This window comes from Psychrobacter sp. W2-37-MNA-CIBAN-0211 (assembly GCF_040309405.1).
Lineage (GTDB): Bacteria > Pseudomonadota > Gammaproteobacteria > Pseudomonadales > Moraxellaceae > Psychrobacter > Psychrobacter glaciei.
Genome location: NZ_JBEOOU010000002.1, coordinates 244,240 through 268,368 on the forward strand (window position 1 = coordinate 244,240; position 24,129 = coordinate 268,368).

24 protein-coding genes and 1 tRNA gene are annotated in these 24,129 nt (G+C 42.2%); 13 read left to right on the plus strand and 12 right to left on the minus strand.

Features of this window, described 5'->3' with window-relative positions; all coding sequences use genetic code 11:
- Nucleotides 1–34: 34 nt before the first annotated feature.
- On the minus strand, nt 35–373 hold the full coding sequence (locus AAEY72_RS03845; RefSeq protein WP_228293161.1) for an ArsR/SmtB family transcription factor: 339 nt from the start codon (nt 371–373) through the stop codon (nt 35–37).
- A 582-nt stretch (nt 374–955) separates the two neighbouring features.
- Between AAEY72_RS03845 and AAEY72_RS03850 the strand changes: the two genes are divergently transcribed.
- The 3 genes from AAEY72_RS03850 to trxC all read left to right on the plus strand — a co-directional run bounded on the left by AAEY72_RS03850 (nt 956) and on the right by trxC (nt 3,375).
- On the plus strand, nt 956–1,828 hold the full coding sequence (locus AAEY72_RS03850) for an MBL fold metallo-hydrolase (protein WP_010201548.1): 873 nt from the start codon (nt 956–958) through the stop codon (nt 1,826–1,828).
- A 369-nt stretch (nt 1,829–2,197) separates the two neighbouring features.
- On the plus strand, nt 2,198–2,818 hold the full coding sequence (locus tag AAEY72_RS03855; RefSeq protein WP_352309508.1) for a class I SAM-dependent methyltransferase: 621 nt from the start codon (nt 2,198–2,200) through the stop codon (nt 2,816–2,818).
- Nucleotides 2,819–2,937: 119 nt separating this feature from the next.
- Nucleotides 2,938–3,375 carry a thioredoxin TrxC gene (gene trxC / locus AAEY72_RS03860; RefSeq protein ID WP_352309509.1) on the plus strand — a complete coding sequence of 146 codons (438 nt, stop codon included), beginning with the start codon at nt 2,938–2,940 and terminating at the stop codon, nt 3,373–3,375.
- Between the two features lie 94 nt (nt 3,376–3,469).
- Here the strand turns inward: trxC and AAEY72_RS03865 are convergent, their stop codons facing one another.
- From AAEY72_RS03865 to AAEY72_RS03885, 5 genes are all read right to left on the minus strand, one after another.
- On the minus strand, nt 3,470–4,609 hold the full coding sequence (locus AAEY72_RS03865) for a J domain-containing protein (RefSeq protein WP_352309510.1): 1,140 nt from the start codon (nt 4,607–4,609) through the stop codon (nt 3,470–3,472).
- Nucleotides 4,610–4,657: 48 nt separating this feature from the next.
- Nucleotides 4,658–5,059: a hypothetical protein gene (locus AAEY72_RS03870; protein ID WP_189585538.1), complete on the minus strand. Its 402-nt coding sequence runs from the start codon at nt 5,057–5,059 to the stop codon at nt 4,658–4,660.
- Between the two features lie 241 nt (nt 5,060–5,300).
- Entirely contained in the window at nt 5,301–5,660 is a 360-nt protein-coding gene (locus AAEY72_RS03875; RefSeq protein WP_189585536.1) for a SirB2 family protein, read from the minus strand.
- 140 nt (nt 5,661–5,800) lie between these two features.
- Complete coding sequence (locus tag AAEY72_RS03880; RefSeq protein ID WP_201592111.1) at nt 5,801–6,127, minus strand: BolA family protein; 327 nt, start codon at nt 6,125–6,127, stop codon at nt 5,801–5,803.
- Nucleotides 6,128–6,399: 272 nt separating this feature from the next.
- Nucleotides 6,400–7,212 (minus strand): M48 family metallopeptidase, encoded by an 813-nt coding sequence (locus AAEY72_RS03885; RefSeq protein WP_189585530.1) that lies wholly within the window; start codon nt 7,210–7,212, stop codon nt 6,400–6,402.
- Nucleotides 7,213–7,808: 596 nt separating this feature from the next.
- Between AAEY72_RS03885 and AAEY72_RS03890 the strand changes: the two genes are divergently transcribed.
- Nucleotides 7,809–7,883: transfer RNA gene (locus AAEY72_RS03890), tRNA-Gly, on the plus strand.
- 442 nt (nt 7,884–8,325) lie between these two features.
- Nucleotides 8,326–8,943: a nitroreductase family protein gene (locus tag AAEY72_RS03895; RefSeq protein ID WP_352309511.1), complete on the plus strand. Its 618-nt coding sequence runs from the start codon at nt 8,326–8,328 to the stop codon at nt 8,941–8,943.
- Nucleotides 8,944–9,188: 245 nt separating this feature from the next.
- Here the strand turns inward: AAEY72_RS03895 and AAEY72_RS03900 are convergent, their stop codons facing one another.
- The 3 genes from AAEY72_RS03900 to nadR all read right to left on the minus strand — a co-directional run bounded on the left by AAEY72_RS03900 (nt 9,189) and on the right by nadR (nt 11,718).
- Entirely contained in the window at nt 9,189–9,629 is a 441-nt protein-coding gene (locus AAEY72_RS03900; RefSeq protein WP_010201522.1) for an Mpo1 family 2-hydroxy fatty acid dioxygenase, read from the minus strand.
- Between the two features lie 173 nt (nt 9,630–9,802).
- On the minus strand, nt 9,803–10,540 hold the full coding sequence (gene pnuC / locus AAEY72_RS03905; protein ID WP_201592121.1) for a nicotinamide riboside transporter PnuC: 738 nt from the start codon (nt 10,538–10,540) through the stop codon (nt 9,803–9,805).
- A 107-nt stretch (nt 10,541–10,647) separates the two neighbouring features.
- Nucleotides 10,648–11,718 (minus strand): multifunctional transcriptional regulator/nicotinamide-nucleotide adenylyltransferase/ribosylnicotinamide kinase NadR, encoded by a 1,071-nt coding sequence (gene nadR / locus AAEY72_RS03910; RefSeq protein ID WP_352309512.1) that lies wholly within the window; start codon nt 11,716–11,718, stop codon nt 10,648–10,650.
- 508 nt (nt 11,719–12,226) lie between these two features.
- Here nadR and AAEY72_RS03915 point away from each other — a divergent pair.
- The 4 genes from AAEY72_RS03915 to AAEY72_RS03930 all read left to right on the plus strand — a co-directional run bounded on the left by AAEY72_RS03915 (nt 12,227) and on the right by AAEY72_RS03930 (nt 16,503).
- A complete protein-coding gene (locus AAEY72_RS03915) occupies nt 12,227–12,430 on the plus strand; it encodes a PspC domain-containing protein (RefSeq protein WP_352309513.1) in 204 nt (67 codons plus the stop codon).
- A 420-nt stretch (nt 12,431–12,850) separates the two neighbouring features.
- Nucleotides 12,851–13,834, plus strand: coding sequence for a glycine--tRNA ligase subunit alpha (gene glyQ, locus AAEY72_RS03920; protein ID WP_352309610.1), 984 nt, complete (start codon nt 12,851–12,853; stop codon nt 13,832–13,834).
- A gap of 9 nt (nt 13,835–13,843) precedes the next feature.
- On the plus strand, nt 13,844–15,937 hold the full coding sequence (gene glyS / locus AAEY72_RS03925) for a glycine--tRNA ligase subunit beta (RefSeq protein ID WP_352309514.1): 2,094 nt from the start codon (nt 13,844–13,846) through the stop codon (nt 15,935–15,937).
- A 257-nt stretch (nt 15,938–16,194) separates the two neighbouring features.
- Nucleotides 16,195–16,503: a hypothetical protein gene (locus tag AAEY72_RS03930; protein WP_352309515.1), complete on the plus strand. Its 309-nt coding sequence runs from the start codon at nt 16,195–16,197 to the stop codon at nt 16,501–16,503.
- Between the two features lie 86 nt (nt 16,504–16,589).
- Here AAEY72_RS03930 and AAEY72_RS03935 read toward each other — a convergent pair whose 3' ends face one another.
- Complete coding sequence (locus AAEY72_RS03935; RefSeq protein ID WP_352309516.1) at nt 16,590–17,066, minus strand: cell division protein ZapA; 477 nt, start codon at nt 17,064–17,066, stop codon at nt 16,590–16,592.
- Between the two features lie 204 nt (nt 17,067–17,270).
- The gene (locus tag AAEY72_RS03940) at nt 17,271–17,714 is read right to left on the minus strand and encodes a hypothetical protein (protein WP_189585515.1); all 444 of its coding nucleotides are present in this window, start codon (nt 17,712–17,714) and stop codon (nt 17,271–17,273) included.
- Nucleotides 17,715–17,921: 207 nt separating this feature from the next.
- On the opposite strand from AAEY72_RS03940, the gene AAEY72_RS03945 reads away from it, so the two are divergent.
- From AAEY72_RS03945 to AAEY72_RS03960, 4 genes are all read left to right on the plus strand, one after another.
- Nucleotides 17,922–18,575, plus strand: a complete 654-nt coding sequence (locus tag AAEY72_RS03945; RefSeq protein ID WP_189585512.1) for a UPF0149 family protein — start codon at nt 17,922–17,924, stop codon at nt 18,573–18,575.
- A gap of 33 nt (nt 18,576–18,608) precedes the next feature.
- Nucleotides 18,609–19,856, plus strand: coding sequence for an acetylornithine deacetylase (argE, locus tag AAEY72_RS03950; RefSeq protein WP_352309517.1), 1,248 nt, complete (start codon nt 18,609–18,611; stop codon nt 19,854–19,856).
- A 143-nt stretch (nt 19,857–19,999) separates the two neighbouring features.
- Nucleotides 20,000–20,734, plus strand: coding sequence for a LysE family translocator (locus AAEY72_RS03955; RefSeq protein WP_352309518.1), 735 nt, complete (start codon nt 20,000–20,002; stop codon nt 20,732–20,734).
- A gap of 362 nt (nt 20,735–21,096) precedes the next feature.
- Entirely contained in the window at nt 21,097–22,407 is a 1,311-nt protein-coding gene (locus tag AAEY72_RS03960) for a DUF711 family protein (protein WP_010201503.1), read from the plus strand.
- Between the two features lie 200 nt (nt 22,408–22,607).
- On the opposite strand, the gene miaB is transcribed toward AAEY72_RS03960, so the two are convergent.
- On the minus strand, nt 22,608–24,101 hold the full coding sequence (gene miaB, locus AAEY72_RS03965) for a tRNA (N6-isopentenyl adenosine(37)-C2)-methylthiotransferase MiaB (RefSeq protein WP_352309519.1): 1,494 nt from the start codon (nt 24,099–24,101) through the stop codon (nt 22,608–22,610).
- Between the last annotated feature and the right edge of the window lie 28 nt (nt 24,102–24,129).

The following is a 24,129-nucleotide window of genomic DNA, read 5'->3' on the forward strand; positions in this document are numbered from 1 at the left end:
TAAAGTTAAAAACAGCTAAGAACTCAATAACCAGTTAAGTATCTGTTTTGGCACAAAAGCGTTGATAAAGTAGCTCTAAGACTGCTAAGGCATCGTCGCTGGCGATGCTATAGTAAATTTGCTTACCGTCGCGCCGTGTCGCGACCAGCTCATCCTTGCGCAATATGCCTAACTGCTGCGATAAGCTTGGCTGTCCAACACCGACCAAGCCCTCAAGCTCACCAACGCAATACTCACCTTGAGTCAATTGACAGAGAAGGAGTAAGCGATCAGGATGCGAGAGTGACTTTAGTAATTGGCTGGCTTGTAGCGATGCTTGTTGCATCTGTTTGGCCAGATCTAGCGGTACAGAGTCTGCGTTATTGACTGACATAGGGTCGGCCTTACTGTCAGTAGAGGTAGCCAATGCTGAGGTAGAAGTTGTCAGAGTGAGCTCCTTATATAAAACCAGGATAAAGGTCGCGTGGTTTTTATAAAAGTGATGAGTGATTACCGTTAATTATCAATGATATCGCAGCTTACATCAAGTTATATTTATTTACATTATATAATTTGATAAATTGTATGGTAATTGCTATATTGGTATTAACGTTAAGAAAGCATGTTAAAAAGGCATGCTAAAAATTTAACCGCTGATGTTGTCGGCGGCGTTGATATTAACTGCAATAATTTATAAACATTCAATATGCATTAGAGCGTGTCCTCATTTTAAAAATGGTCATAAAAATGAGATAAATTGCCGTCAAACGAGGAAAATAGTGCAAATAATATCGGGATATTAATCAGCTATTTGACGATGTTTGGCAAAATTTAGCCATTTTTAGCCCATTTGGATACAATCGCTTGAATTGAGGACACGCCCTAGTTTTTGAATTAAATATTGTATATGACGATCCATTATACTTAAAGAATGGTTCGAAGGTTAAAACAATCCTATAAAAGCAAAGAGGCAGCTATGCAAGTTCATTCTTTTTTAGATAGCGATACAGAAACTTATACTCACGTTATCGCTGATACCGAACAGAAACTGTGCGCCATTGTCGATCCCGTACTGAACTTTGATGCCAAGTCAGGCAGAACGAGTACCAGTAGTGTGGATGAAGTGATTGAGTTCGTACGTGAGCAGGGCTGGGCGCTTAAATATATTATCGAGACGCATGCGCATGCAGACCATCTATCTGCTGCTATTCATGTAAAAGAAAGTCTTGGTGGACAATTAGTAATTGGTCAGCATATTACCGAAGTACAAAAAATCTTTAAGCAAATCTTTAACTTTGACACCAGTTTTCGTACCGATGCCAGTCAGTTTGATATTTTGACCGACGAGGGTGAAACACTAGCGCTTGGCGGTATCACCATTACAGCCATGTATGTGCCAGGCCATACACGTGCTGATATGGCTTATCTGGCGACTGACGATGAAAAGACAGTGGTATTCGTTGGAGATACCTTGTTCGCGCCTGATGTCGGTACAGCACGCTGCGACTTTCCCGGCGGCGATGCCAAAACGCTCTATCAGTCTATTCAAAAGCTGTTGGCGCTTCCTGAAGATACAGTCATGTATCTGTGCCATGATTATCCAGGTGAAGGCCGTAAGCACTGTCCAACAGCGACTGTTGCTGCACAAAAACTAGAAAACATCCATGTTAAAGACAGTATAAATGAAGCCGAGTTTGTGCAGATGCGTGAGCGCCGCGATGCGACTTTGGGTATGCCACGGCTTATCATTCCTGCCGTGCAAATTAATATTGATGCAGGACATTTCCCCGAGCCAGAAGACAATGGTACGCGTTATTTGAAAGTGCCGATCAATGTCCTTGGTGAATAAACTATAGTGAGTGAAAAGTAATATTGATATAAGCAATACCGTCGCGTTTTTAGAATATTTTGACTATAAATAGTGCAATAAGTGATAACTGCCATCTTATGCCTCACTACGCAAGTATTGTATGATTGATATCTATAAAAATGATTATCAGATAGATTATTTACTGTATAGAAGATTGGTATAGTCAGGTCAATATAAAAAAGAGATAGCGTGACTGGCATAAATTTTTCGTAGCCTCTGTCTGCGTAGGCACAGCAAGCAAGAAAAGTTTGTGCCAGTCACGCATCGTAATGTCATGTACCCATTTTATTTAGTATCAACTATATCAATATCCGCAAGCGCTAAATATGGCAATGACTGGAGAGAATAATGAACCCTTATGAGCGCTATGTATTGCCCAAGCTGATAGATGTTGCCTGTAGTACAGGTAACGTGATGAAAGCACGTTCTAAAATTGTTCCTCAGGCGTTAGGCGAGGTATTAGAAATTGGGATTGGCAGTGGTCTTAATTTGCAATTTTATGATGCCAAAAAGGTTTCTTCTATTATCGGTGTCGATCCAGCGGCTCAGATGCAGACATTAGCACGCAAGCGCGCAGCTGACATTAGTATTCCAGTTGAAGTGATAGCCGTTGATGTCCAAGGCATTCATGCGGATACGGATCAATTTGATACGATTGTGATGACCTTTACCTTATGTAGTATTGATGATCCAATAGCTGCACTTCGAGAAATGGCGCGCGTGTTAAAACCTAGCGGTCGCTTGTTGTTTTGTGAGCATGGCTTAGCGCCAGATTTTTCTGTTGAGCGATGGCAGCATCGACTGACGCCTTTTTGGAAACCGATGGCCGGTGGTTGTCATTTAGATCGCGATATTCCAGCACTGATTAGAGCAGGTGGTTTTGTCATTGACGAGCTGAGCGAAGAGTATTTGCCCGGCCCAAGACCGATGAGCTATGTATATAGTGGCGTGGCACAGCAAGTGGCGTAGAGAATGAGTATAATTGACTGTGCTAAAATTGCTCGTAAAGCCAATTCAAATAGCTTTTAGTTAAAAATATCAAAGTCGAATTTTCGAGACCGTAAAATAATTAGAATAGGAATCATATGATGAGTGAGCAAAGTTTTCATCTGGTCTGCCCACATTGCCAAGCAACCAATCGCGTACCTGCTGCACGGCTAAGCGCTGCACCGAAATGCGGTAAATGTAGTCAGCTATTACTGACAGCAAGTCCGCATGAGCTGAATGGGCAAACAGCCAATAAAGTCATCCAAAAAAATGAGGTACTGACCATCGTAGACTTTTGGGCGAGCTGGTGTCAGCCTTGTATCATGATGGCACCAGAGTTCAAAGTCGCTGCTGGTCAGCTGCCTCAAGTGGTCTTTGCCAAAGTTCAAACGGATAAATATGAGCAGGCGGCAGCTCCCTATAATATTCGCAGTTTACCAACGATGGTGGCCTTCAAAAACGGCAAAGAGGTCGCGCGTCAGTCAGGTGCGCTACCTAGCAATCAAATCGTCCAATGGGTAAGAAACTTAAATTCTTAAGCTTTTCTTGAGTTTTACTCATGATGATTGGACACAAAAAAGCCAATATGCGATAAGCATATTGGCTTTTTCATTTTATAAAAACTAGCAAAAATCAGAATTCACTTTCTGGAATTGAATAAGTTTGCATATTTCCATTAGAAACTTTATATAAAGTCATAGTTATTTTACTAAATCTTATACCATCATAATCTTCGTATTCTTCTATAAGCATAGGCTCGGATTTAGCTATACTTCCTCCCTCAAGATCTTTATATCTTACATCATAATTTCCAGCGCTAATATTACGTAGGTTGAGTCCACCACTGCCTTGAATATAGAAGTGACGTACAGCTTCAGGCTGTAAACCATCTAAATAGTACAGTTTACCGAAAACAGCCTCAGTATTTTGGCTATTATCGATAGTTAGTATAGATGCACCGTCATTATTTAGTTGTGGGTAGCCAGCTATATAGCCAGCTGAAGATGGATAAGGCTCACCATTAGGGGCATGAGTCTTGTAATCTGTACTTAATATTTGCTTTACTTCGTTGTTGTCATTAGACAGACTTTCTGATGAAGTAGATATGTCAGAAGAATCTTCGTATCCGTATGTGTTTAATTCTTCTATAGCACTGTCGATTTCTCTTTGCGCGTCGGATAACTCATCCGACGTATTAGATAAATAAGGATAATTGTCAGATCCATCTACAGCATTTTGTAATTCCTGTGCAGCATCTGCTACTTCTCTTTGTGCATCACTTAAGTCTTCTGCTGCATTATATTCACTAGAACCGTCAATATATGAGAAAAATATATTTATGAGAAATATTAAAACAGCTATATAAAATATGATTTTAAATGCTTTGATTAATAAAGGCTTTATTTTAGATGAAAAGTTACTTACGTAATCTTTTAAGCGACTAAACGATACAGAGTCTGGAATATTAATTACGACTACTTTATTTTTTCTGTCTGAATCGTTGCTTGTTCTAGCATGATCATACTTATTTTTATCATTAGATCTACGTTCATATTCAGTTAATAATTTGTCATATTTACTACGCTCTATAGGATCAGATAATATCTTATATGACTCATTAAATTGTTGCATTATACGATCGGCATCTGGATGATTATTCTTGTCCGGATGATATTTTTGGGATAAAGATCTAAAAGCAGCTCGTATAACTTCTGGAGAAGCATATCTAGAAACCATTAAGGTATCATAGTGCGTATGAAGGTTATTCATCATTAAATGATCTTATCAAGTTAATACTGCTTAATTAAGCATCAAGTGATTTTACTCACCATAAATCTTAACACCATTGGCAAAGCTACAACGTTGAATACGCGCCGATTGGACAATCGCATCACGCTCGCCATAAAGCCGTGATAACTTGGCATCGCGGGCTTTGGTATTGTTACTTTTGCCAACACCAAAGCTGATATTCGGTGAGATGCCCCAGCGGCCTGCAGAAACCCCAACACCCACACCCGAAGCGGACAAGGTTGATTGCTCATTTCGAGTGACGTCAACATAGCGATTGACACGGACGTACTCTTGGCTCAGTGCTTGGCAGTCATAGCTCTGATAAGTGCTTGGCGGCACATATTGCGGCGTGATATTACCAGTAGAAGCGCAGCCTGAGAGACCCAACATGCCGGCTGATGCCAATAGTGTCGCTATAGTAAAAGTTTTCATAATGGCTCCATAGGGCTAAGTAAGGGTATGTGGCGTCGTCGCGATTTTAAGTAAAATCATCGTGATTGCTTTGCTTATAGTCATCTGCTTGCAAACCTCTATTCTTAATAACGAGCATGCAAGGCATTGTATTTATTTAAGATAGCAAAAATACTGGAATTAAGATATTAAAAATACACGCCCTAGTAGCCATTCATGCCGCAATCGGTCTATCTAAGCTCAGTCAGACATAGAGTGGCGATTAAAACAAATTATCAGGTTTGCTAAAGGCCAGTAACACAATACCAATATAAGCCACGGCAGCGATAAGAATGCCAGTTTTGGTTTGACCAGGTGTCGCGTGAGTTTGAAAGGCTTTTATACTGGCACTAATAGCCGCCACGAGTAAGATTATTTTGGCGAATACCCATTGTACAGGCGCATTGGCATTCATCAGTTGCATCAGCATTATAGCCCCTGAGAGGATGAGCAGCGCATAGAGGACATGGGTGGCTATTTTGATCATGCGCGGCGCCCGTATATTGGCGCTTAATGCGAGATAGCTTTGGTATAAAAATAGCACAATCACCAATACTGCCATGAGCATATGTAAATGTTTCATTGGATGTCATTTCCTTTAACGGCGCAATTTGTAAGTCTGTAAAAAGTCACGCGATGTAGGGTTTTTAAATGGCTACCACACCGTGAGCAAAGTATTTTTATGATTGTCATTTAACTAAAACTTCGTCAGCTAAAGTATATCTAAGCTTTATTTTGTCCGGCACATAGCGGGCTATCAGGACTTTGACCTTGCCATTCGATTGGGGTAAAAGCATGAATCGCTAAGGCATGTACCTGACCACCCTGAGAGGTCAATAAAGCATTAACCAAGCCATATACCAGCTGATGACGCGCTACTAAGCGCTTGCCCTCAAAAGCGTCACTCACGATAGTCAGTTTAAAGTGGCTTTCTTTACCATCGAAGTAACCAGAATGATTCATCGATTCATTAATCAATTCGATATGTTGTGGTTGTAATACCTGTAGCTCATGTTGGAGCGCATCAGCAGTGGGTGAGTGGGTACTCATAAGAATCCTTTGTTTTGTGTTGCTTAGCAAGCTTTGAAGCAATATTTGAGACCGTGTGGTGACCATTATAACAGACGCTGACAACTGTACAGAAAGCTATTGGATAGACCATAGCACATGCGAAAGTTTTAAGATAATACAGCCAGCTTCTGCGCCAAAAACACAAAAAAGCAGAGCGCAACCCATGGGCTATACTCTGCTTTTGGTAAGCTATCAACCTCTATGTAAGACATTGATAGCTGACAGCCGGTAACTACTAGCCAAAATAGCTATTAGCGACGTGATTTTTGATACAGCGGCATCACTTTAGGCATCAATGCTTGCAATTGGCTAATGCGATTGCTACTAGTTGGGTGAGTACTTAAGAACTGTGGTGGCTCACCTTGGCTGGCGCGCTGCATTTTTTGCCATAAGCTGATAGCCGCTTGAGGATTGTAGCCTGCGCGTGCCATTAGCTCGAGACCGATTTGGTCGGCTTCAGCTTCTTGGGTGCGACTGTGTGGACGACTCAAACCTAAATCTCCAGCAACGTTCGCTAGATCAGCCTGACCTTGTGATAGACCAAAGATACTTGCTGCGACGCCGATACCGGTCTGAGTAGCATACTCGCGTGAGAGACGCTCACGTGAGTGCTCACGCAGGGCATGAGACATCTCGTGACCCATAATCGCGGCAATTTCATCATCCGTGAGGTTTAAGCGATCAATAATGCCCGAGTAAAACATAATTTTGCCACCCGGCATAACAAAGGCGTTCAGCTCGTTGGATCTAATGGTATGTACTTCCCATTTCCAATTAGCTGCATCAGGGCGATATACGCCTACTTGACCGATGAGGCGGTTAGAGATATTTTTTAAACGATTGAGCTGAGCTTTATTGGTGTCGAGCACACCGCGTTTGCTTGCTTCTTGCAAGTTTTTATTATAGCTTTGCGCTGATAGCTGCTGTACTTGCTCGCTAGAGACCAAGAGTAGCTGTTGACGATCAACGCCGACAGCGCCACTGTTGGTGGTGCTGGTGCAGCCAGTTAAAGTAAGTGCCGATAATGACGCGGCCATCACGGTGGTGGTAAGCAATTTTCTCATAATAAACATCCTCGCTGTAAATGATAAAAAGTAAAGTTAAACAAAGTTAGTAGTAGCGGAGTAGGCAGGTAACAGCAGAGCGGATAGAAGGGCAGTTTATTATTGAAGTTTTACTACCGTCTACCAATCTACTTGACCAGTAAAATTTTACCTGAATGGTAACAAGCCATAAGTATAATAATGTTAACAGCCTAAAACCAAGGCAGAAAAAGTAACAATACAGCGTATGATTGTAAGTGGAATCAATATTGACGAGAATAGCGTAACTTTTATTCCTCTATCGTCATAAAGCAGTACGACGTTGCACTACTAATAATGGTTAGTTAATGGTCATATTCAGAATTGATGAAAGAGTCAGGAATAATAGAAGAGATTTTCCTATTACTTTATAAAATAGTTTTAAACGCTGCAATGACTGTATTGATTGCAATATCAATCATTTATGATAAATATGCTCTCGAATAAAAATTAAAAGTGGCAATGCTGATGAAAAATATGAAAAAACCTGTTGACACACGCAGGATATTTGCTAGAATAGCCAGCCTATCGAGACGTAGTAGTTAACAAGTTGTTAGCGATATTACGAATTGATTTAAGCGGGAATAGCTCAGTGGTAGAGCATAACCTTGCCAAGGTTGGGGTCGAGAGTTCGAATCTCTTTTCCCGCTCCAAATATGGCTCGTTTAGAGCACTAAAGCCTCACTTCATTGTGGGGCTTTTTTTATGGGTGAAATTTGAGAGTACCGTCATTGAGTACACCAAACCATGAGCACACCAAACCATCTTAAAAAATAAGAGGCTGGGCAATTCATCATCGACTGGAAAGACGGTCGTAAGCGTTTTGGTGAGGTTGATTCTAAACTAAAATGCTTATCTTCCTGAGTTACCCGAGAACTGCCTAACGGCTTTAAAACTTTTATTGTGTAATAAAACTTTCATAATATATTTAATTATTAAGTTTTTATTACAAAAATAGGTGTGAGTTTAGCCCATTTTTTCTTATAATAAATCACATTGAAAAATTAAAATTTTTGAAGGGATTGATGAGCCATGTTTATTGAACCTCTATGCTCATTATATTAAACACATACTAATAATTTGGAGCACTATCTTATGTCAAATACGTCAGATCTACAAGCATTGCAGCAATTGGCTGAAAAACGTCGTTCTATTTATGCATTGAATGATCAGTTACCAGTTTCAAAAGAAGAGGTGGTTAAATTGGTTGAGCATGCTATTTTGCATACGCCATCATCATTTAACTCACAATCGACGCGCATCGTCGTGTTGTTTGGTGACGATCATCAAAAGCTTTGGGACATGACCGAAGAAGCATTACGTGGTATCGTTGGTGACGAAGAGAAGTTTACGCCAACCAAGCAAAAAATCGACGGCTTTAAAGCAGGCGCAGGTACGATTCTATTCTTTGAAAATCAAAAAGTAGTGAGAGCCTTACAAGAAGGAGCGCCATTATATGCCGACAAATTCCCTGTTTGGGCAGAGCACACCAGTGCTATGCATCAGTATGTAATCTGGACAGGGCTTGCTAGCATTAATGTCGGCGCTAACTTACAGCATTACAATCCAGTGATTGACCATAAAGTTGCGAGCACTTGGAGTATTGATGCTGATTGGGATCTGACTGCACAAATGGTATTCGGTGGCATTGAGCAGCCAGCAGGTGATAAAGAGTTCATGCCTGTTGAAGAGCGCATGAAAGTATTTGGTTAAACCATTGCGTTTATCTATTATAGTCAGAGCACTTTTAAACCGCTACGGTGTTACCCATCCTAGATGTACTCAGTGTACTATCTGCGGTCGGTCGCCTTGTAGCGACTCTAAAATTCCTTGATTATCTTTAGCGAGATAAACATAAAAAAGCGCCGTCCAGCAATGTTGTTGGACGGCGCTTTTTTATTTCAAAGTATAAGTCAGTCGTTGTATAAATAATTGAATGCGCTAAATGATGACACGCCCTAGTTACGTCGCATAAGACTGTTGGCGACCCAAGCTGGACCAATTAATAAAAACTGTAGGTCTTTAAGAAATGACGGTTTTTTGCCTTCGACTTTATGACCAATAAACTGGGCAATCCAAGCAACCACAAAAACAGCTGCCCAAACCTTGAAACTTAAAGGTAATAAGGTCATCACTGATAGACAAATGAGAATAAAAATCCCCATTGCCAAAAATAATGGCGTCGAGAGTTTCATATAGAATAGGAGTACTAAGGCACTAAGCACCAAAGTAAACCAGACTGACAGTGACATACCCATTCCTAATAGACTAACAAAAATAGTGGGGACGCACAGCCAATGGATTTTTTTGTTGATTAGGTTTTGATGACTGACCGAATACTCACTGAGCCATTGCTCAAGAGTACGCTTAGACATCTTTTGTTGACGATTGCGAGACATACTAACCTCCGTGTTAGTAAATGAATGACTGGTAGTAGCTCAATGTGTGAGTCTACTGACGACTACCAGTTGTAGCACTAATTTGTGCAATCTACCATATTATCTGGTAAACCGCACAGTCAAAATAGATTATGCCAACGATGCCAAATAGGTTCATTTTGAGCCAATATGTTTTATGCGGACAGTTGCTCGCTGCGATACCATTCATATAGGCCGACGAAAGAATTTACTTGGTAAACCATGGTCTGAATAGCAAAAATATAATTGCCCGACATTAGATTTACGATCAGCCAAACAAAATTGACGATAATCCATAACCACCAGCTGAAAGAATAACGCAGAATCATCGCGGCTTGCGCAGTAATAGACAACACAAAAGCAATGACGTTAATCCAAAAGAAGGAGATGAAACCTAAAAATAGACTGCTATCGTCTTCTACGACTGCGTAGCCGTAGTTGGCCAATAAGTCGTTGACGGTGGGGAAGAGTACCAAGCCGATAACAATAAATACGGCGGTAATTAACCAAACTGCTTTGCTAGCAGACTTCGGTATCATATCGCCATCAGGGTCAGTGTGCTTTGACCAATAAAAAATACCGTAGACATGGGTAAAAAAGTTAAATAACGGTGCCAGCATCAAGCCGACTGCGCCGGAAGTGGCTTGTACCACGACTTCGCCAGCGGTAGCGCCCATCCCAAAGCCATTGCCCATGACGTTTTTTCGGAATGACAGCGACACCACGCATATCAGACCGATAAATGAGACAGCCAAATAAAACCAATCAAGCGTGGTGTGGTCTGTGGTGAGCCAAAAACCTGCTGATAACGCAATAACGCCACAAATGAACCAAGTTATGATCCATTGCAGCGCCCATTTTCCAGTAATATTGTCTAATAGCTGAATACGCATAACTGTTTTTTCCTAAAATGAATATGGCTATCAAGAAGGTGCTGATAAAAGACACTGACAGCCGCAATATTATTATAAATTCATGAATTTTGGGTATGTTTTTTATTCTAAGAGTTTTTACCATAAACATGCTGATCGATGAGCAGCAACGCTTGCTGGTAGCGCGCATCGTAATCAGGCTGATCAACCATGTGCGGCTTAATATCATGACGGGCAAAAATGTCGACGAGGCGCTGCTCAAAGCGTCCACGCGCCTCAGGCGTACCTAATGAGCGCATACCGTCATCCACCCACGGCGTATTATTGTCCAGCATAATTGTATGGTCTACGCGAAACTCATCAATACAAGCAGCGACAAAAGGATGCGTGCGACCCTCATATTCTTCACAGAATGCTTGAGTGGTTACAAAGTCAGTATCAATAATAGTGACCGGTGCGGTCGCTCTAGCTGCTGCTTCTCGTATCGCCTGAGCATGATGGAGCGCAATGGGTGCATAATCACTGTATTGTAGCCCGATCTCGCTCCCACCCAAATCCGTGCCGACATACAGTCGTCCCATCTCTAATGCAAAGCTAGCGCCATAGTAGTTGGCAAGCTTGTGCACCAGTGTCGTCTTACCTGAGCTTTCACCGCCAACGATGGCAACGGTCTTGGTATAGTCCCCACGTGCTTGTGGATGCAGCGCTGACCAGTGCGCTACGGGGTCAAGAGCGATGGCATAAGAATCAAACTCAGGCTGTAGCGGGGTAGTGACGACTGGCATCGATAACTGCTCATAAACATCACTTTGAGCCAATGGATGGTTTTCTGCGACAAACAATACTGCCTCTGCGGGCAAGTTGAGCGCTTCTATCAAACGTTGTAATTTGGCATTACTCGCGGCAATATCGATTGTCACATCAACGAAGCCATCATGTAGAGGCAGCTCAATCTCATGAGTGGTATGAATACGAACAAAAGGCAAGTCTGCACAAGCCATCTGCAACCAACGCGCTTTGTCTTGTAAGGTGATGCTAAAATCTGTATGCGGTGATGGGTGTGCCATTATGACGATATGCAAGGTCTTTGCTTGTCCTGCCGCTGCCAATATGCTGCGCATCTGCCCCAAATGGAGCGGTTCAAAATGCCCAATCATTAAACCCGTCTCGTACATAGCTATCCTTATCTGTATCCGCATTATGTTGAACCGACTATATAAAGGTTTGTCCAGACTTACAGGTAGGTTATTGTAAACAGCCGTTTTATGCTCAGAAAAATACCGTAAATCTACCAAATTTACTCTGTATAACTTAATACTTCCCCGCGCTTTTATGGACATGTTAACCATTGTTCATAATTGATTGGAATATCAAAAGGTTAGAGTCACTGTAGTAAAGCCGTAAGGTTGTAGAAATAAACTGCGCTCTGAAACATTTTGAAATATCTATTTAAAATCAGGGGTTTACGAGGCCTTATGACAGGTTAGGGCAAGTTTAGGTAGCATAAACTCACAAAGTACGTCTACATACTCAACAGATTAACTTCTAAACATTGCTATAATTATTCATAAGTTGAGAACGCTAAGCATTTTTAAGAATAAGCATCTTCAATGGTAAATATTTTTAGTAGTAGGTGTTCTTAATAGTAAGTGTTTATATAAAATCAAAAGTAAGCAAAAGAAAAACTATATTAAAGAGGTATTTGATTTGGCTAAATTACATCGCTCACAGAATAATCGCATGATAGCAGGTGTGATGGGCGGCATCGCAGAGTATGTCGGCTGGTCACCTACTTGGGTAAGAGTGTTATTTGTCATTATTTCATCATTAAGTGCAGCAGTACCAGGCATATTAATCTATATCATTTTATGGATAATCATGCCTAAAGCAACAAACGAATCGTATCAGTAAACCAGTTCTAAGATCTAAAGCTATACTTTGAAAGTGAAAGTTTAACTAAAAAATAAAAAGCCTGATCAATCAGGATACCAAAGACATACTTTTCCTCCTGCCCAAATGTTCACGCATTTGGGTATTTTTTTGTCATTTATGCTTTCGTCGATGAAGCTTTTACTGCTCAATGAGCAAACACGCATCATTTTTAGGGTGTCTCTTTGATTGCTTGATAAATTTAGTTGATGTAAATATAGATAAAATAGTCATTTTTTAGTAAGGTGAGCAGACAAATAGAGTCGTTGCCGAGTAGGCTGTACGAGTGCTATCAACGTTTTGTTCAACAGACCCTAATACTAATTCCACAGTGGCTTTATTATGATGCCCCAAACTATGACAACTCAAACTATGACAACTGAAGCGAAAAACTCTCAACCGATGACTTTTCAGGATCTAATCCTAACCTTGCAGAACTATTGGGCTGACAAGGGCTGTGTGATATTGCAGCCTTATGATATGGAAGTTGGCGCAGGTACTTTTCATACGGCGACATTTTTGCGTTCTTTAGGTCCTGAGCGCTGGAATGCTGCCTATGTGCAGCCGTCACGTCGTCCTACTGATGGACGCTATGGCGATAACCCAAACCGCTTGCAACATTATTATCAATTTCAAGTAGTATTAAAGCCGAATCCACCTAATATCCAAGAGCTATATTTAGACTCGCTAAGAGCTATTGGTATCGATCCGTTGGTGCATGATGTGCGTTTCGTCGAAGACAACTGGGAGTCACCAACGCTAGGTGCGTGGGGACTTGGTTGGGAGATTTGGCTAAACGGTATGGAAGTGACCCAGTTTACCTACTTCCAGCAAGTGGGCGGTCTCGAATGCTTCCCAGTGACTGGCGAGATTACTTACGGTCTTGAGCGCTTGGCGATGTATGTACAAGGCGTCGATAGCGTATATGATTTGGTTTGGGCAGATGGTGAGTTTGGCCGTGTCACTTATGGCGATGTCTTTCATCAAAATGAAGTTGAGCAGTCTACCTATAACTTTGAGCACGCCGATGTGCCGATGATGGGTCAGATGTTTGATTTTTATGAGCAGCAAGCGGATAAATTGGTTGCCGAGGGTTTGCCACTACCAGCCTATGAGATGGTGTTAAAAGCCTCACATGCCTTTAACTTACTCGATGCTCGCGGTGCTATTTCAGTGACTGAGCGTCAGCGCTTTATCTTACGTGTGCGTACGCTTGCTCGTAAGGTTGCTATTGGTTATGTCGAAGCACGTGCCAAATTGGGCTTCCCGTTGGCTGATGAAGAGCATCGTCAAGCGGCATTCGACAGATATCTACCAAATGAGGATACTGCCCTTGCATCTGACAATGTTTTTGATACCCAAAACTCTACTAACAACAATAAATAGGAGCATCCCATGAGTACTATTCTATTTGAACTGGGGTGTGAAGAGCTACCTCCAAAAAGCCTGAAACCATTACGTGATGCGCTACAAGCCAGTGTCACTGAGCAATTAGCTGACGCTGATATTACCTTTGATAGTATCAAAGCCTTTGCCGCACCGCGCCGTTTAGCGCTTCAAATTCAGGGTATTGGCGATAAGCAGCCAGATCGCAGCGAGCAAAAACGTGGTCCAGCGATTAAAGCAGCATTCGATGCAGAGGGCAATCCAACACGTGCGGCAATGGGCTTTGCCAAAGGCTTGGGTATTGAGGCCAGTGAGCTGATAACGATTAACACCGATAAAGGTGATTATATCGGTTATGAGCAAACCATTCAGGGTCAAGCAACGACTGAATTGCTACCCGCTATTTTCCAAACAGCGCTTGATAACTTACCCATTGCTAAGCGTATGCGCTCAGGCGCTAGCCGTAATGAATTCGTTCGTCCAGTACAATGGGCAGTATTGATGCAAGATAATGCTGTCATTGACGCTACTATCCAAGGTCATCAGACAGGAACACAAACGCGTGGTCATCGCTTCCACAGCCCTGAATACTATAACATTGGTCATGCCAATGACTATGAAGAATTACTAGGTGGCTTAAAAGTAGTTGCTGATTTTGACAAGCGTCAAATGCTGATCAAAAATCAAGTCAAAGCATTGGCAGATGAAGTTAACTCTGATGCCATTGTGCCGCAAGCGTTGCTAGACGAAGTGACGGCATTGGTTGATTTTCCGATTGCCTTACGAGCAAGCTTTGAAGCGCGCTTCTTGCAAGTGCCACAAGAAGCGCTTATTTCTACTATGCAAGCGGATCAAAAGTATTTTTGCCTGACAGATAAAACTGGCAAGTTGCAGCCATACTTTATTTTTATTACCAATATTGAGTCAAAAGACCCGAATCAAATTATTGAAGGTAATGAAAAAGTCGTGCGTCCACGTTTGGCTGATGCAGAGTTTTTCTTCTTACAAGACCAAAAGCAGCCATTATTTGCGCTAACAGAAAGCCTAAAAACTCGTGTTTTCCAAGACAAGCTGGGTACGATTTGGGAAAAATCTGAGCGCATTGCCAAGCTTGCTGCATTTATCGCCGCCTTAATGCAACAACAGGGTAGTGAGATTAGTATCGATGAAACGGTACGTGCGGGTATTTTGTCCAAAGCAGATTTGGCAAGCTCATTGGTTGGTGAGTATCCTGAATTACAAGGTATTGCAGGCACTTATTATGCGCGTTTGAATGATGAACCTGAAGCCGTTGCGGCAAGTTTAGAAGAGCAATATTTACCTAAGTTCAGCGGTGATGTATTACCACAGACGCCGATCGGTATTTGCTTAGCATTAGCGGATCGTTTAGATACGCTCGTCGGTATTTTTGCGATTGACCAAGCACCAACGGGTTCAAAAGATCCGTTTAGCTTACGTCGCTCAGCGATTGGGATTCTGCGTATTTTGATTGAGAAGCAGCTACCGATTAACTTGGTAGCGCTGGTTGAGCAAGCCATCAAAGGCTATAGCACGAGCGATGGTAGCAAGATTGCCAAAATGGGCGACACCTTTACTCAAGTCATGGCGTTCTTAAACTCGCGCTATCGTGCGATGTATACGGAGCAGGGCGTTAGCGTCGATACGATTCAGGCAGTGCAAGCGATTAACCCGCATATGCCGCTTGATTTTGATCAGCGTATTCGTGCCGTACAAGCATTTAGTGAATTGTCACAAGCTTCAATGTTGGCTGATTCAAACAAACGTGTCGCCAATATTTTAGCCAAATCAGAGGTAAGCGTCGCTGATAATGTTGATGAAGCATTATTATCTGAACCTGCTGAGCAAAGTCTATATGCGAGTGTGCAGCAAGCACAAACAGCGGTGCAACCATTGCTTGAGCAGGCTGACTATACGCAAGTATTGCAAACGCTAGCCAGTTTAGACGAGCCGTTGACGCAATTCTTTGACAATGTCATGGTCAATAGTGAAGATACTGCGCTAAAGAACAACCGCTTAGCGTTGCTTAAGCAAGTACGAGCTTTATTCTTAACCGTGGCTGATATTAGTGAGCTGCAGCTGTAATTTTACTGAAACCTGATTGTTGGTTTCGATGCAAAAAAACTGGCTCAACGTGGCCAGTTTTTTGTTATAGCACTGCATCATTAGTGAATAATATTATCTAGTGTGCCATTCAGTGAAATCAGTAATTAAACGGCAAAGGCATTGTATTGTTACTATTATTGACGGTAAAATTCATACTATTAAGACGTAGTGAATAATCATTGGCTGAGCCATTTTAATCATTTCTCATGTTTACCCCTCATTCAAGGAGCAATGCTGTGTTCGCTGCTATTATGATGATAATTATTATCTGGATTGTGATGTGGGGCTTTTACAAGTTTATGTACCCGCGCGCGCCCAGAAGCATGATGCCAAAAGATGGCGATGTGACTACACCGCGTCACTGCAACTTCTGTGGTAACAGTTTGGCTGAATACCGCGGTGTTCTAGAGACCAAGCCGAGCTTGGTGGCAAGTAGCGATGGTAATACTGGAGCTGATATTAAAGGCAGTCAGGAATTATTCTTTTGCAACTATGAGCATCAAGCGGATTTTCATGCTGGAAGAACTTATAATCCCAATGCATAAGTAAGTAATTCGGCTGTGAATTAGACATAAAAAAGCGCTTGGCTCACTAGAGCTAAGCGCTTATTGCTTAGTAGCGTACTACTGGCTTATAAGATAGAGTGTGCATCCTTCATGATTTTATTGAGTAATGCTTCGGATTGCTTATCTCCTTGAACACGATCTTCGTCACTTCTTTGATGCGCATGAATTTTCTCGTATAAATTCAGACAGCACAGTACCAGTAAGCTCTCTTGGCTGAGGCTCGGCGCGTCGCGTTTTAGGTCGAGCGCATAGTTATTAATATAAGAAACGGCTGAATGTAGTTCTTCTTGCTCGTGTACTGGGCAATAGATGGGATAGGTGACCCCAGCAATTGCAATATCTACTTTTTTAATCTGCGGCTCAGGAGTGCTATTCGTTTTAGGTGCAGGTTTAGCAGCGACGCTCTGTGAAGCCGAATTATTTGAAGCTAAAGCATTTGGCACGGCTTTTTGAGATTTAAGGCCGTTGGTTGGCCGTTGGTTGTTTTGTGATTGATTGTTTGGCGCTTGCTTATCTAAAGGGATAGTCTGGTCATCAGTCATGATAAATCCTACAATATATGTCATTAAAGTGAGTGATATAAGAGCTTACACGTGTGAGTCTGTTGGCTTAATCAATGCTGTATTTTTAATAATTAAGGTACTTGATAACCTTTATCACTAAGGTACTTGGTAAACGTGGCTTTTATCGATAAAAATGCTATTTGAAGACAATGATATTCGTCAATTATGTCCTCGTGCCGCTATTTATGAACCTTCTGCTTGGTCGATACGGGTTAAGCGTTTTAACACCACTTGCGTACGCTCAGCGGCCAGTTGATTCTTCTTTTGCAAGTCATTATTTTGCTGTTTGATATCGCTATACTGCTGCTTTAATTCATTATTATGCTGTAGCAGCTCGCTGTTTTCTTGTTGTAACTGGCTGATTTGCTTTTGCAGTTTATCTTGCTCTTCACCGATCATATGGTGCGCTTCTGCCAGATTTTGATAGCGGTTATCGAGGTCGTTCAGCTTCTTTTTGGCGCCATCGCGCTCTGTATAACTGCTGTCGAGCTTGGCCTGAAGTGTGGTAAGTTCTTTTGGATCGGTAGCGGGGTGTTTTTTGAGGCTGCTAAGTTCAGCACTGACAAGCTGATACTGTTTTTTGATGTCGAGTATCATTTTTTCTAATATTCTAAGTTGATCATACATAGTCAGTTTTTATCCTTAACAAGTAAGCGTGAATGAATTCTGTTCTCTGCGTTTAATAATGCCATAGGTGACCGCATAATATCTATATCAACAAAGTAATTGTATGCCGCTTTGTTTCATAACTTCTATTAGCCGCCGCCTCGTTAATGATATCGCGCGGCGTCTGTTTCTATTTAATACTACTAATCAATCACTAGGACATCTATTATGAATGATAATATCTCGGGCTGGAATACATGGCTGACTGCATTTGATGATTGGACTGACGTGTCTATCAGTGAGGTACACGGCTTGATGACAGGGCTGATGACCGCCTGCGATGCACCTGATGAAAAGGTATGGGCGAAGGTGTTTGAAGAGCTGAGCTTCGCCGCTTTACCAGAGCCTGCATTGACTTTGTTGACAGAAGAAGCTGAAGATATAGTGTTCCAGCTCAAAGACAAAGACGATGCATACTCTTATACGCCATTAGTCCCAGATGATGAACATGATTTATACGAGCGCGTGATGGCACTGAAACAGTGGGCAAATGGCTTTATGACCGGCTTTGGCATTACTGATTGCCGTCTAAGTAGCGAAGAAAACGAGATGCTATCGGATTTGGCTAAAATCGGTGGTATTCGATTAGAAGACGATGAAGATTTTGAAGGTGGCGAAGAGTCTTACCTGCATGTTTATGAATTTGCGCGTATGGTACCAGTGAGCTTTGCCACTCGCCAACGTAAGCCTGTCAAAGACATCGCCTTGATTTCTGGACTAGCCATTGATGCCAAAACCACCAAAGAGTTGCAAGCTGAAGGTAAGGTGTCAAAACCAATGCCGCCAGTTGTTGATATTATGAACCAACACAATCCCTCATAATACGAGTATCACGTATCATAATAAGGATGTTTTATGACTATACAGAATAGTAACGATGATGCCAGTCAAATATTGGCTGATGCTCATTATCCCACCCAAAGTATCGATTGGCTAACGCGCTTAATTGGCTTTGATACGGTCAGTCGTCATTCTAATTTGGCTTTGATTGAAGACGTAAAAGCTTACTGCGAGCAATTGGGTTTGAGCGTCGACTTGACCTTTAATGAAGCCAAAAATAAGGCCAATTTATTCGTCACTGTGCCAGCAGGGGCAAATGCTGACGAAGTCAATCATGGTCTCGTGCTATCTGGTCATACCGATGTGGTGCCAGTCGACGGTCAAGACTGGACGTCTGAGCCTTTCACAGCAACCATTCGTGGTGACAAGATGTATGGTCGCGGCGCTTGTGATATGAAAGGCTTTATCGCTTGTGCGCTGACGATGTTGCCACAAGCGGTAAAACTATCTAATGCAGGACAGCTGCGTCGCCCATTGCATTTGGCATTATCATTCGACGAAGAGATTGGCTGTCTAGGCGCGCCATTGATATTGGCAGATTTAAAGGCGCGCGGTATAACCCCTGATTATTGTATCGTGGGTGAGCCAACTAATATGGCTATGGTGGTGGCACATAAAGGTATTGCGGTTTATCGTTGCCGTGTGCATGGTAAGTCAGCGCATTCTTCATTGATTGCACAAGGGGTCAATGCCATTAGCTATGCCAGCCGATTGGTGGGCTATGTCGATACGCTTGCCGAAGAGCTAAGTACTCGTAACGGTGCTCTTGAAGATGGGGACGAGATATTCACTGTGCCTTACTCAACGTTGTCAGTAGGTACCATCCATGGTGGTACGGCCACCAATATCGTGCCCAATCTGTGCGAGTTTACCTTTGATTATCGTAATCTGCCGCATATGACGCAAGACGATGTACTGACACCTATTCAAGCCAAGATTGCGGAATTAAATGCGCAAATGCAAGCCCGCGCGCCAGAGACTGGCATTGAGCTGATGCAAGAAGAAAGCGTACCAGCAATGACTGATAATGATAGTGCTGAATTACAATCATTGATCGCTGCATTGACAGGGGATGATGAGCGTCATAAAGTGGCTTACGCGACTGAAGGCGGTCAATTTACCAATGCAGGTATTCCAACAATCATCTGTGGACCTGGTAGTATTGAACAAGCTCATAAGGCGGATGAATACGTTGAACTTAACGAAATTGTACGTTGTGATGGGTTTTTGCAGAAGCTGTTAACTAGTTGTGCGGTTAATTAGTAGATTGAGAAGCAAGTGATTGTTTTTTCATCTAACTTTTTATCTAAGTTGGCATAAAACACACCGTCTATATGGCGGTGTTTATTTTTTGCCTCTTTTTCATGTTTCAAGTTTATTTCAAATAAAAGAGTAGGGGTTGGTTGATGTCTTGGCACCTGTTTGCGGTATTTTTTGCGAGTACGTTTTTTATCTCAGCGACCCCAGGTCCCAATATGCTGCTAGCATTCCAGTATGGTATGAACTACGGCGTGAAGCGCACATTGTGGACGCTGGCAGGTTTAAGCCTTGGATTGTTTGTGCTACTGCTTTCGACATTGCTTGGCCTCGATGTGATCAGTCGCCAGTCACCTTGGCTGCTGACGATCATCAAAGCTGTTGGCGCGGCATACTTGATTTATCTGGGTATTAGCTCATGGCGTGATGCTGGCAATGGCAGCTTGATGAGTGATGCTCGTGAAATGAGCGAAGAAGTCGCGGCTGACTATCCTTCTTCTGATAGTGAAGATACAGTTGGTACACCGCAGCCGCGCTCACTCTCCAGTGCTGCTGCTAAAGCTGCCCCAAGTAATATGACTTTGTTTCGTACTGGCGTCTGGGTATCGTTGTCCAATCCAAAAGCCATTTTGTTCTTTGCTGCCTTTTTTCCTAAATTTATCAATTTCAGCGCGCCATTATGGCCACAATATATCTTACTGACCATCGGCTTGTTTTTGAGCGAAACGATTTGGCAGATTATTTATACGTTGGGTGGTAAAAAACTGGCAAGCTGGCTCGATGTGGGTGATCGCTTGGCTTGGCTAAATCGTGGTTGTGGAGTGATATTTATAATAATTGCTGCTGCTTTATTGGTTGAAGTTATAAATAGTTTTATGGTTTAAAGATTTCTGAGTTATTTGAAAGGCATGGTGCTTGTATACTACAGCTCCTTATTAAAAATTGATAATTAGAAAGATTTTATATAAAGAATGTCTCTGACAAAACTAAAATTGCAATACAGTTTTTTACGCTTCTAAAGGTTCAAATAACCAATCTATGGGGATTCACACCAAGAAAGTATCTATCTTAAGTCGATGGGTTACGTTTTATCGGTACCGTCTACATGAGCTTGAAAAAACAACTCAGTCTAAGGCTAATACTCTATGTATAATCGTAAAATAAAATTAGCATTGAGTAGTATATCGATAAATGTCCAGTTATTATGGGTTGTTTTTTTGACTTAGATTAATAAATGGAGAAAGTCATGAGTGATAGTCTTGATGCTAACCAATCTATCGGTTTTAAGACACCGATAGACTTTGAGATACCAGAAGAGTTAAAGGGTAAAAACCTTTGCAAAATACGCACAGTAACTACATTTATAAATTTGAATGCGGACATGACAACATGGCATGCTGCGCTAGAAGAGGCTATCAAGCACTGTGAAAAAATAGTTGCAGGTTTAGGCAATGAAGGCTATAGCGTGCAATCCATTCGTATAGTGACCAATCCATTCGGCCAGTATTTGGATATTTCAAACGTTTCAACTGCTGCCACTGGATTGGCTGCCATCACTGATATTTTAGCGACGCTCAGTAAAAGTAAAAATGGTCTGCGAGTTCGCTTTGCCATAGGAGAAGCTAAGACAGCGCATGAGATTAGCCTTTTGCCCGAGCTTATCGCTCAATATGGAGATTTGTGCAACGCTTGTGTGAATATAACGGCTAATGAGATCGGTGTTTTAGATAATGCATTGATTGAAAAATGTGCTTTAGCGATACAAAGTATTGCTGAACTCACACCTAGAGGGGAAGGTAATTTTAACTTTACGGTAAATTTCAACTGTGATGAATTTATTCCTTATTTTCCAGCGAGCTATCATAGCGGTAAGACTGATAAAGGCTTTGTTGTTGGTCTTGAAACGCCTGATTTATTGGTAAAAACCTTACAACACATTCGTGAGAAATCTGTCTTCAACTCTGCTACTTATCAGCAACGTCAACGCCTTGTCTTTGATGCTTTGAGCTTATCGTTACAGCATCATATCGATAATATAGATAGTTGCGTGAAGCAACTTAATTCAGCATCAGGCTGGACTTATCTAGGGATGGATACCTCACCTGCACCTTCTAAAGACTGTCACTCGATGGTTGACGTCTACAAGCTGCTTGGCGTTCCTTATTTTGGCGCCTCGGGTACGGTTGAGATATCAGCTTTATTAACGAAAGTTTTTAAATCTATTACAGATATTGATATCATTGGGTTTTCAGGATTGATGTTGGCGGTCACTGAGGACAAGGGATTGGCGCAAGCCACCATAGATAATGAGTTTGACATACCTCTGCTATTAACCAATAGCGCAGTCTGCGGAATAGGGCTTGATACTGTCCCTATTCCGGGGGACACATCTACGGACAAGCTATGTGCTTTGATGCGAGATACGGGCACTATGGCTTATCGGTTAAATAAACCTTTGACAGTTAGAGTCTTCCCCGTCCCAGGGCTTGTGGCTGGTGATATAACCAAGTTTGAGAGTAGCGACTTGTGTAATTGTGCTGTATTAGCCGTGCATTGAATTTAAGAGCTAGTCCTTATTAGTTATAGTATATATCTACCTCGCTGAATTAGGAGGTTACGTTTTACCGGTATTCTCTATATGAGCTTGAAAAACTAAACTCACCTACAAAGCCATATAGAAAAAGCCGTTCGCTATGATAGTGAACGGCTTTTTTATTCTTACTCAAATTTATAACTTAACCATTGTTACCTTAACCACTATGCCAATATTTCGATTAGCTCACCTTTCACCATGTGCGGACTGACGAAATCAGTAATACGTACGCTCACAAGTTTACCCAACATCTCATCCATTTTCTCAACATCATGAGGGAACATGACCGTGCGGGTATTATCTGCCGTACCGATTAAGCAGTCAGGATGACGGTTGGCAACTTGTTCAACCAAGACGCGAGTGGTAGTGCCAACCATTTCATGAGTTTTAGCCAGCGTCGAATCAATGATGACTTTTTGGAACTCTGCCAAGCGTTCTTTTTTAGTTTTGAAACTTACATCATCTGGCAACTCAGCGGCTGGCGTGCCTGGACGCTTCGAGTAGATAAAGCTGTAAGAATGATCGAAGTTCAATTCTTTTGCCAAGTTCAACGTATCTTGGAAGTCTTGCTCGGTCTCACCAGGGAAACCAATGATAAAGTCGCTCGACAAGTGAATATCAGGACGAATGGCTTTTAGCTTATTAATCTGATTGATATAAACATCAATCGTGTGATTGCGTTTCATCGCTGCCAAGATAGCGTTTGAACCACTTTGAACTGGTAGATGTAAGTGCGATACCAGCTCTGGCAATTGTGCGTAAGCGTCAATGATGTCATCGGTGAACTCAAGCGGATGGCTGGTCGTATAGCGAATACGTTCAACGCCATCGACATGTGAGACATAATGTAATAGCTCAGCGAAACGGCAAATGCTGCCATCGTCTTTTTCACCGCGATAGCCGTTGACGTTTTGACCGAGTAGGTTGATTTCACGCACCCCTTGTTCGGCAAGGCTATCAATCTCAGCCAATACATCATCGAGTGGACGCGATAATTCTTCACCGCGGGTATAAGGTACGACGCAAAATGAGCAATACTTTGAGCAACCTTCCATGATAGAGACAAAGGCTTTAAAGCCTTCTACTCTTGGCTCAGGTAAAAAGTCAAACTTTTCGATGCTAGGGAAGGACACATCAATCGTACCAATACGGTTTTTAGGAGCGATGTCACGCTGCTCGTTTGACTGATCATACAGCTCCGGCAGGCGATGCAAGGTTTGTGGGCCGAATACCATATCGACGTAAGGCGCACGTTTTTGAATATTGTCGCCTTCTTGCGAAGCCACACAACCACCGACACCAATGACGAGGTCGGGACGTTTTTCTTTTAGCTTGCGCCAGCGACCCAATTCTGAAAACACTTTTTCTTGTGCTTTTTCACGAATGGAGCAGGTGTTCATTAGTAGTACATCGGCTTCATCGATGTCATGAGTCACTTCCATACCATGAGAATCGCCTAGCACGTCTAGCATTTTGCCAGAGTCATAGACATTCATCTGACAGCCTTGGGTGGTGACAAAGACCTTTTTTGTCACTGCTTTTTCGACGGGCGCTTGGGCTGAACTTGCTTCTTTGAGTGCAGTGACAGCAGGCGCAGTAGCAGTAGTCTCAGCAACAGCAGCGTCATTGATGCGGGGATTGAATACAGTAACACTCATAAGGATAAGTCCATGATTGACTAAAAAT

Bases quoted from the DNA above. Each gene is read 5' to 3' on its own strand.
- AAEY72_RS03845 (WP_228293161.1), bottom strand. From the start codon at position 373: ATGTCAGTCAATAACGCAGACTCTGTACCGCTAGATCTGGCCAAACAG.
- AAEY72_RS03850 (WP_010201548.1), top strand. From the start codon at position 956: ATGCAAGTTCATTCTTTTTTAGATAGCGATACAGAAACTTATACTCAC.
- AAEY72_RS03855 (WP_352309508.1), top strand. From the start codon at position 2,198: ATGAACCCTTATGAGCGCTATGTATTGCCCAAGCTGATAGATGTTGCC.
- trxC (WP_352309509.1), top strand. From the start codon at position 2,938: ATGAGTGAGCAAAGTTTTCATCTGGTCTGCCCACATTGCCAAGCAACC.
- AAEY72_RS03865 (WP_352309510.1), bottom strand. From the start codon at position 4,609: ATGATGAATAACCTTCATACGCACTATGATACCTTAATGGTTTCTAGA.
- AAEY72_RS03870 (WP_189585538.1), bottom strand. From the start codon at position 5,059: ATGAAAACTTTTACTATAGCGACACTATTGGCATCAGCCGGCATGTTG.
- AAEY72_RS03875 (WP_189585536.1), bottom strand. From the start codon at position 5,660: ATGAAACATTTACATATGCTCATGGCAGTATTGGTGATTGTGCTATTT.
- AAEY72_RS03880 (WP_201592111.1), bottom strand. From the start codon at position 6,127: ATGAGTACCCACTCACCCACTGCTGATGCGCTCCAACATGAGCTACAG.
- AAEY72_RS03885 (WP_189585530.1), bottom strand. From the start codon at position 7,212: ATGAGAAAATTGCTTACCACCACCGTGATGGCCGCGTCATTATCGGCA.
- AAEY72_RS03895 (WP_352309511.1), top strand. From the start codon at position 8,326: ATGTCAAATACGTCAGATCTACAAGCATTGCAGCAATTGGCTGAAAAA.
- AAEY72_RS03900 (WP_010201522.1), bottom strand. From the start codon at position 9,629: ATGTCTCGCAATCGTCAACAAAAGATGTCTAAGCGTACTCTTGAGCAA.
- pnuC (WP_201592121.1), bottom strand. From the start codon at position 10,540: ATGCGTATTCAGCTATTAGACAATATTACTGGAAAATGGGCGCTGCAA.
- nadR (WP_352309512.1), bottom strand. From the start codon at position 11,718: ATGCGGATACAGATAAGGATAGCTATGTACGAGACGGGTTTAATGATT.
- glyQ (WP_352309610.1), top strand. From the start codon at position 12,851: ATGACTTTTCAGGATCTAATCCTAACCTTGCAGAACTATTGGGCTGAC.
- glyS (WP_352309514.1), top strand. From the start codon at position 13,844: ATGAGTACTATTCTATTTGAACTGGGGTGTGAAGAGCTACCTCCAAAA.
- AAEY72_RS03935 (WP_352309516.1), bottom strand. From the start codon at position 17,066: ATGACTGATGACCAGACTATCCCTTTAGATAAGCAAGCGCCAAACAAT.
- AAEY72_RS03940 (WP_189585515.1), bottom strand. From the start codon at position 17,714: ATGTATGATCAACTTAGAATATTAGAAAAAATGATACTCGACATCAAA.
- AAEY72_RS03945 (WP_189585512.1), top strand. From the start codon at position 17,922: ATGAATGATAATATCTCGGGCTGGAATACATGGCTGACTGCATTTGAT.
- argE (WP_352309517.1), top strand. From the start codon at position 18,609: ATGACTATACAGAATAGTAACGATGATGCCAGTCAAATATTGGCTGAT.
- AAEY72_RS03955 (WP_352309518.1), top strand. From the start codon at position 20,000: ATGTCTTGGCACCTGTTTGCGGTATTTTTTGCGAGTACGTTTTTTATC.
- AAEY72_RS03960 (WP_010201503.1), top strand. From the start codon at position 21,097: ATGAGTGATAGTCTTGATGCTAACCAATCTATCGGTTTTAAGACACCG.
- miaB (WP_352309519.1), bottom strand. From the start codon at position 24,101: ATGAGTGTTACTGTATTCAATCCCCGCATCAATGACGCTGCTGTTGCT.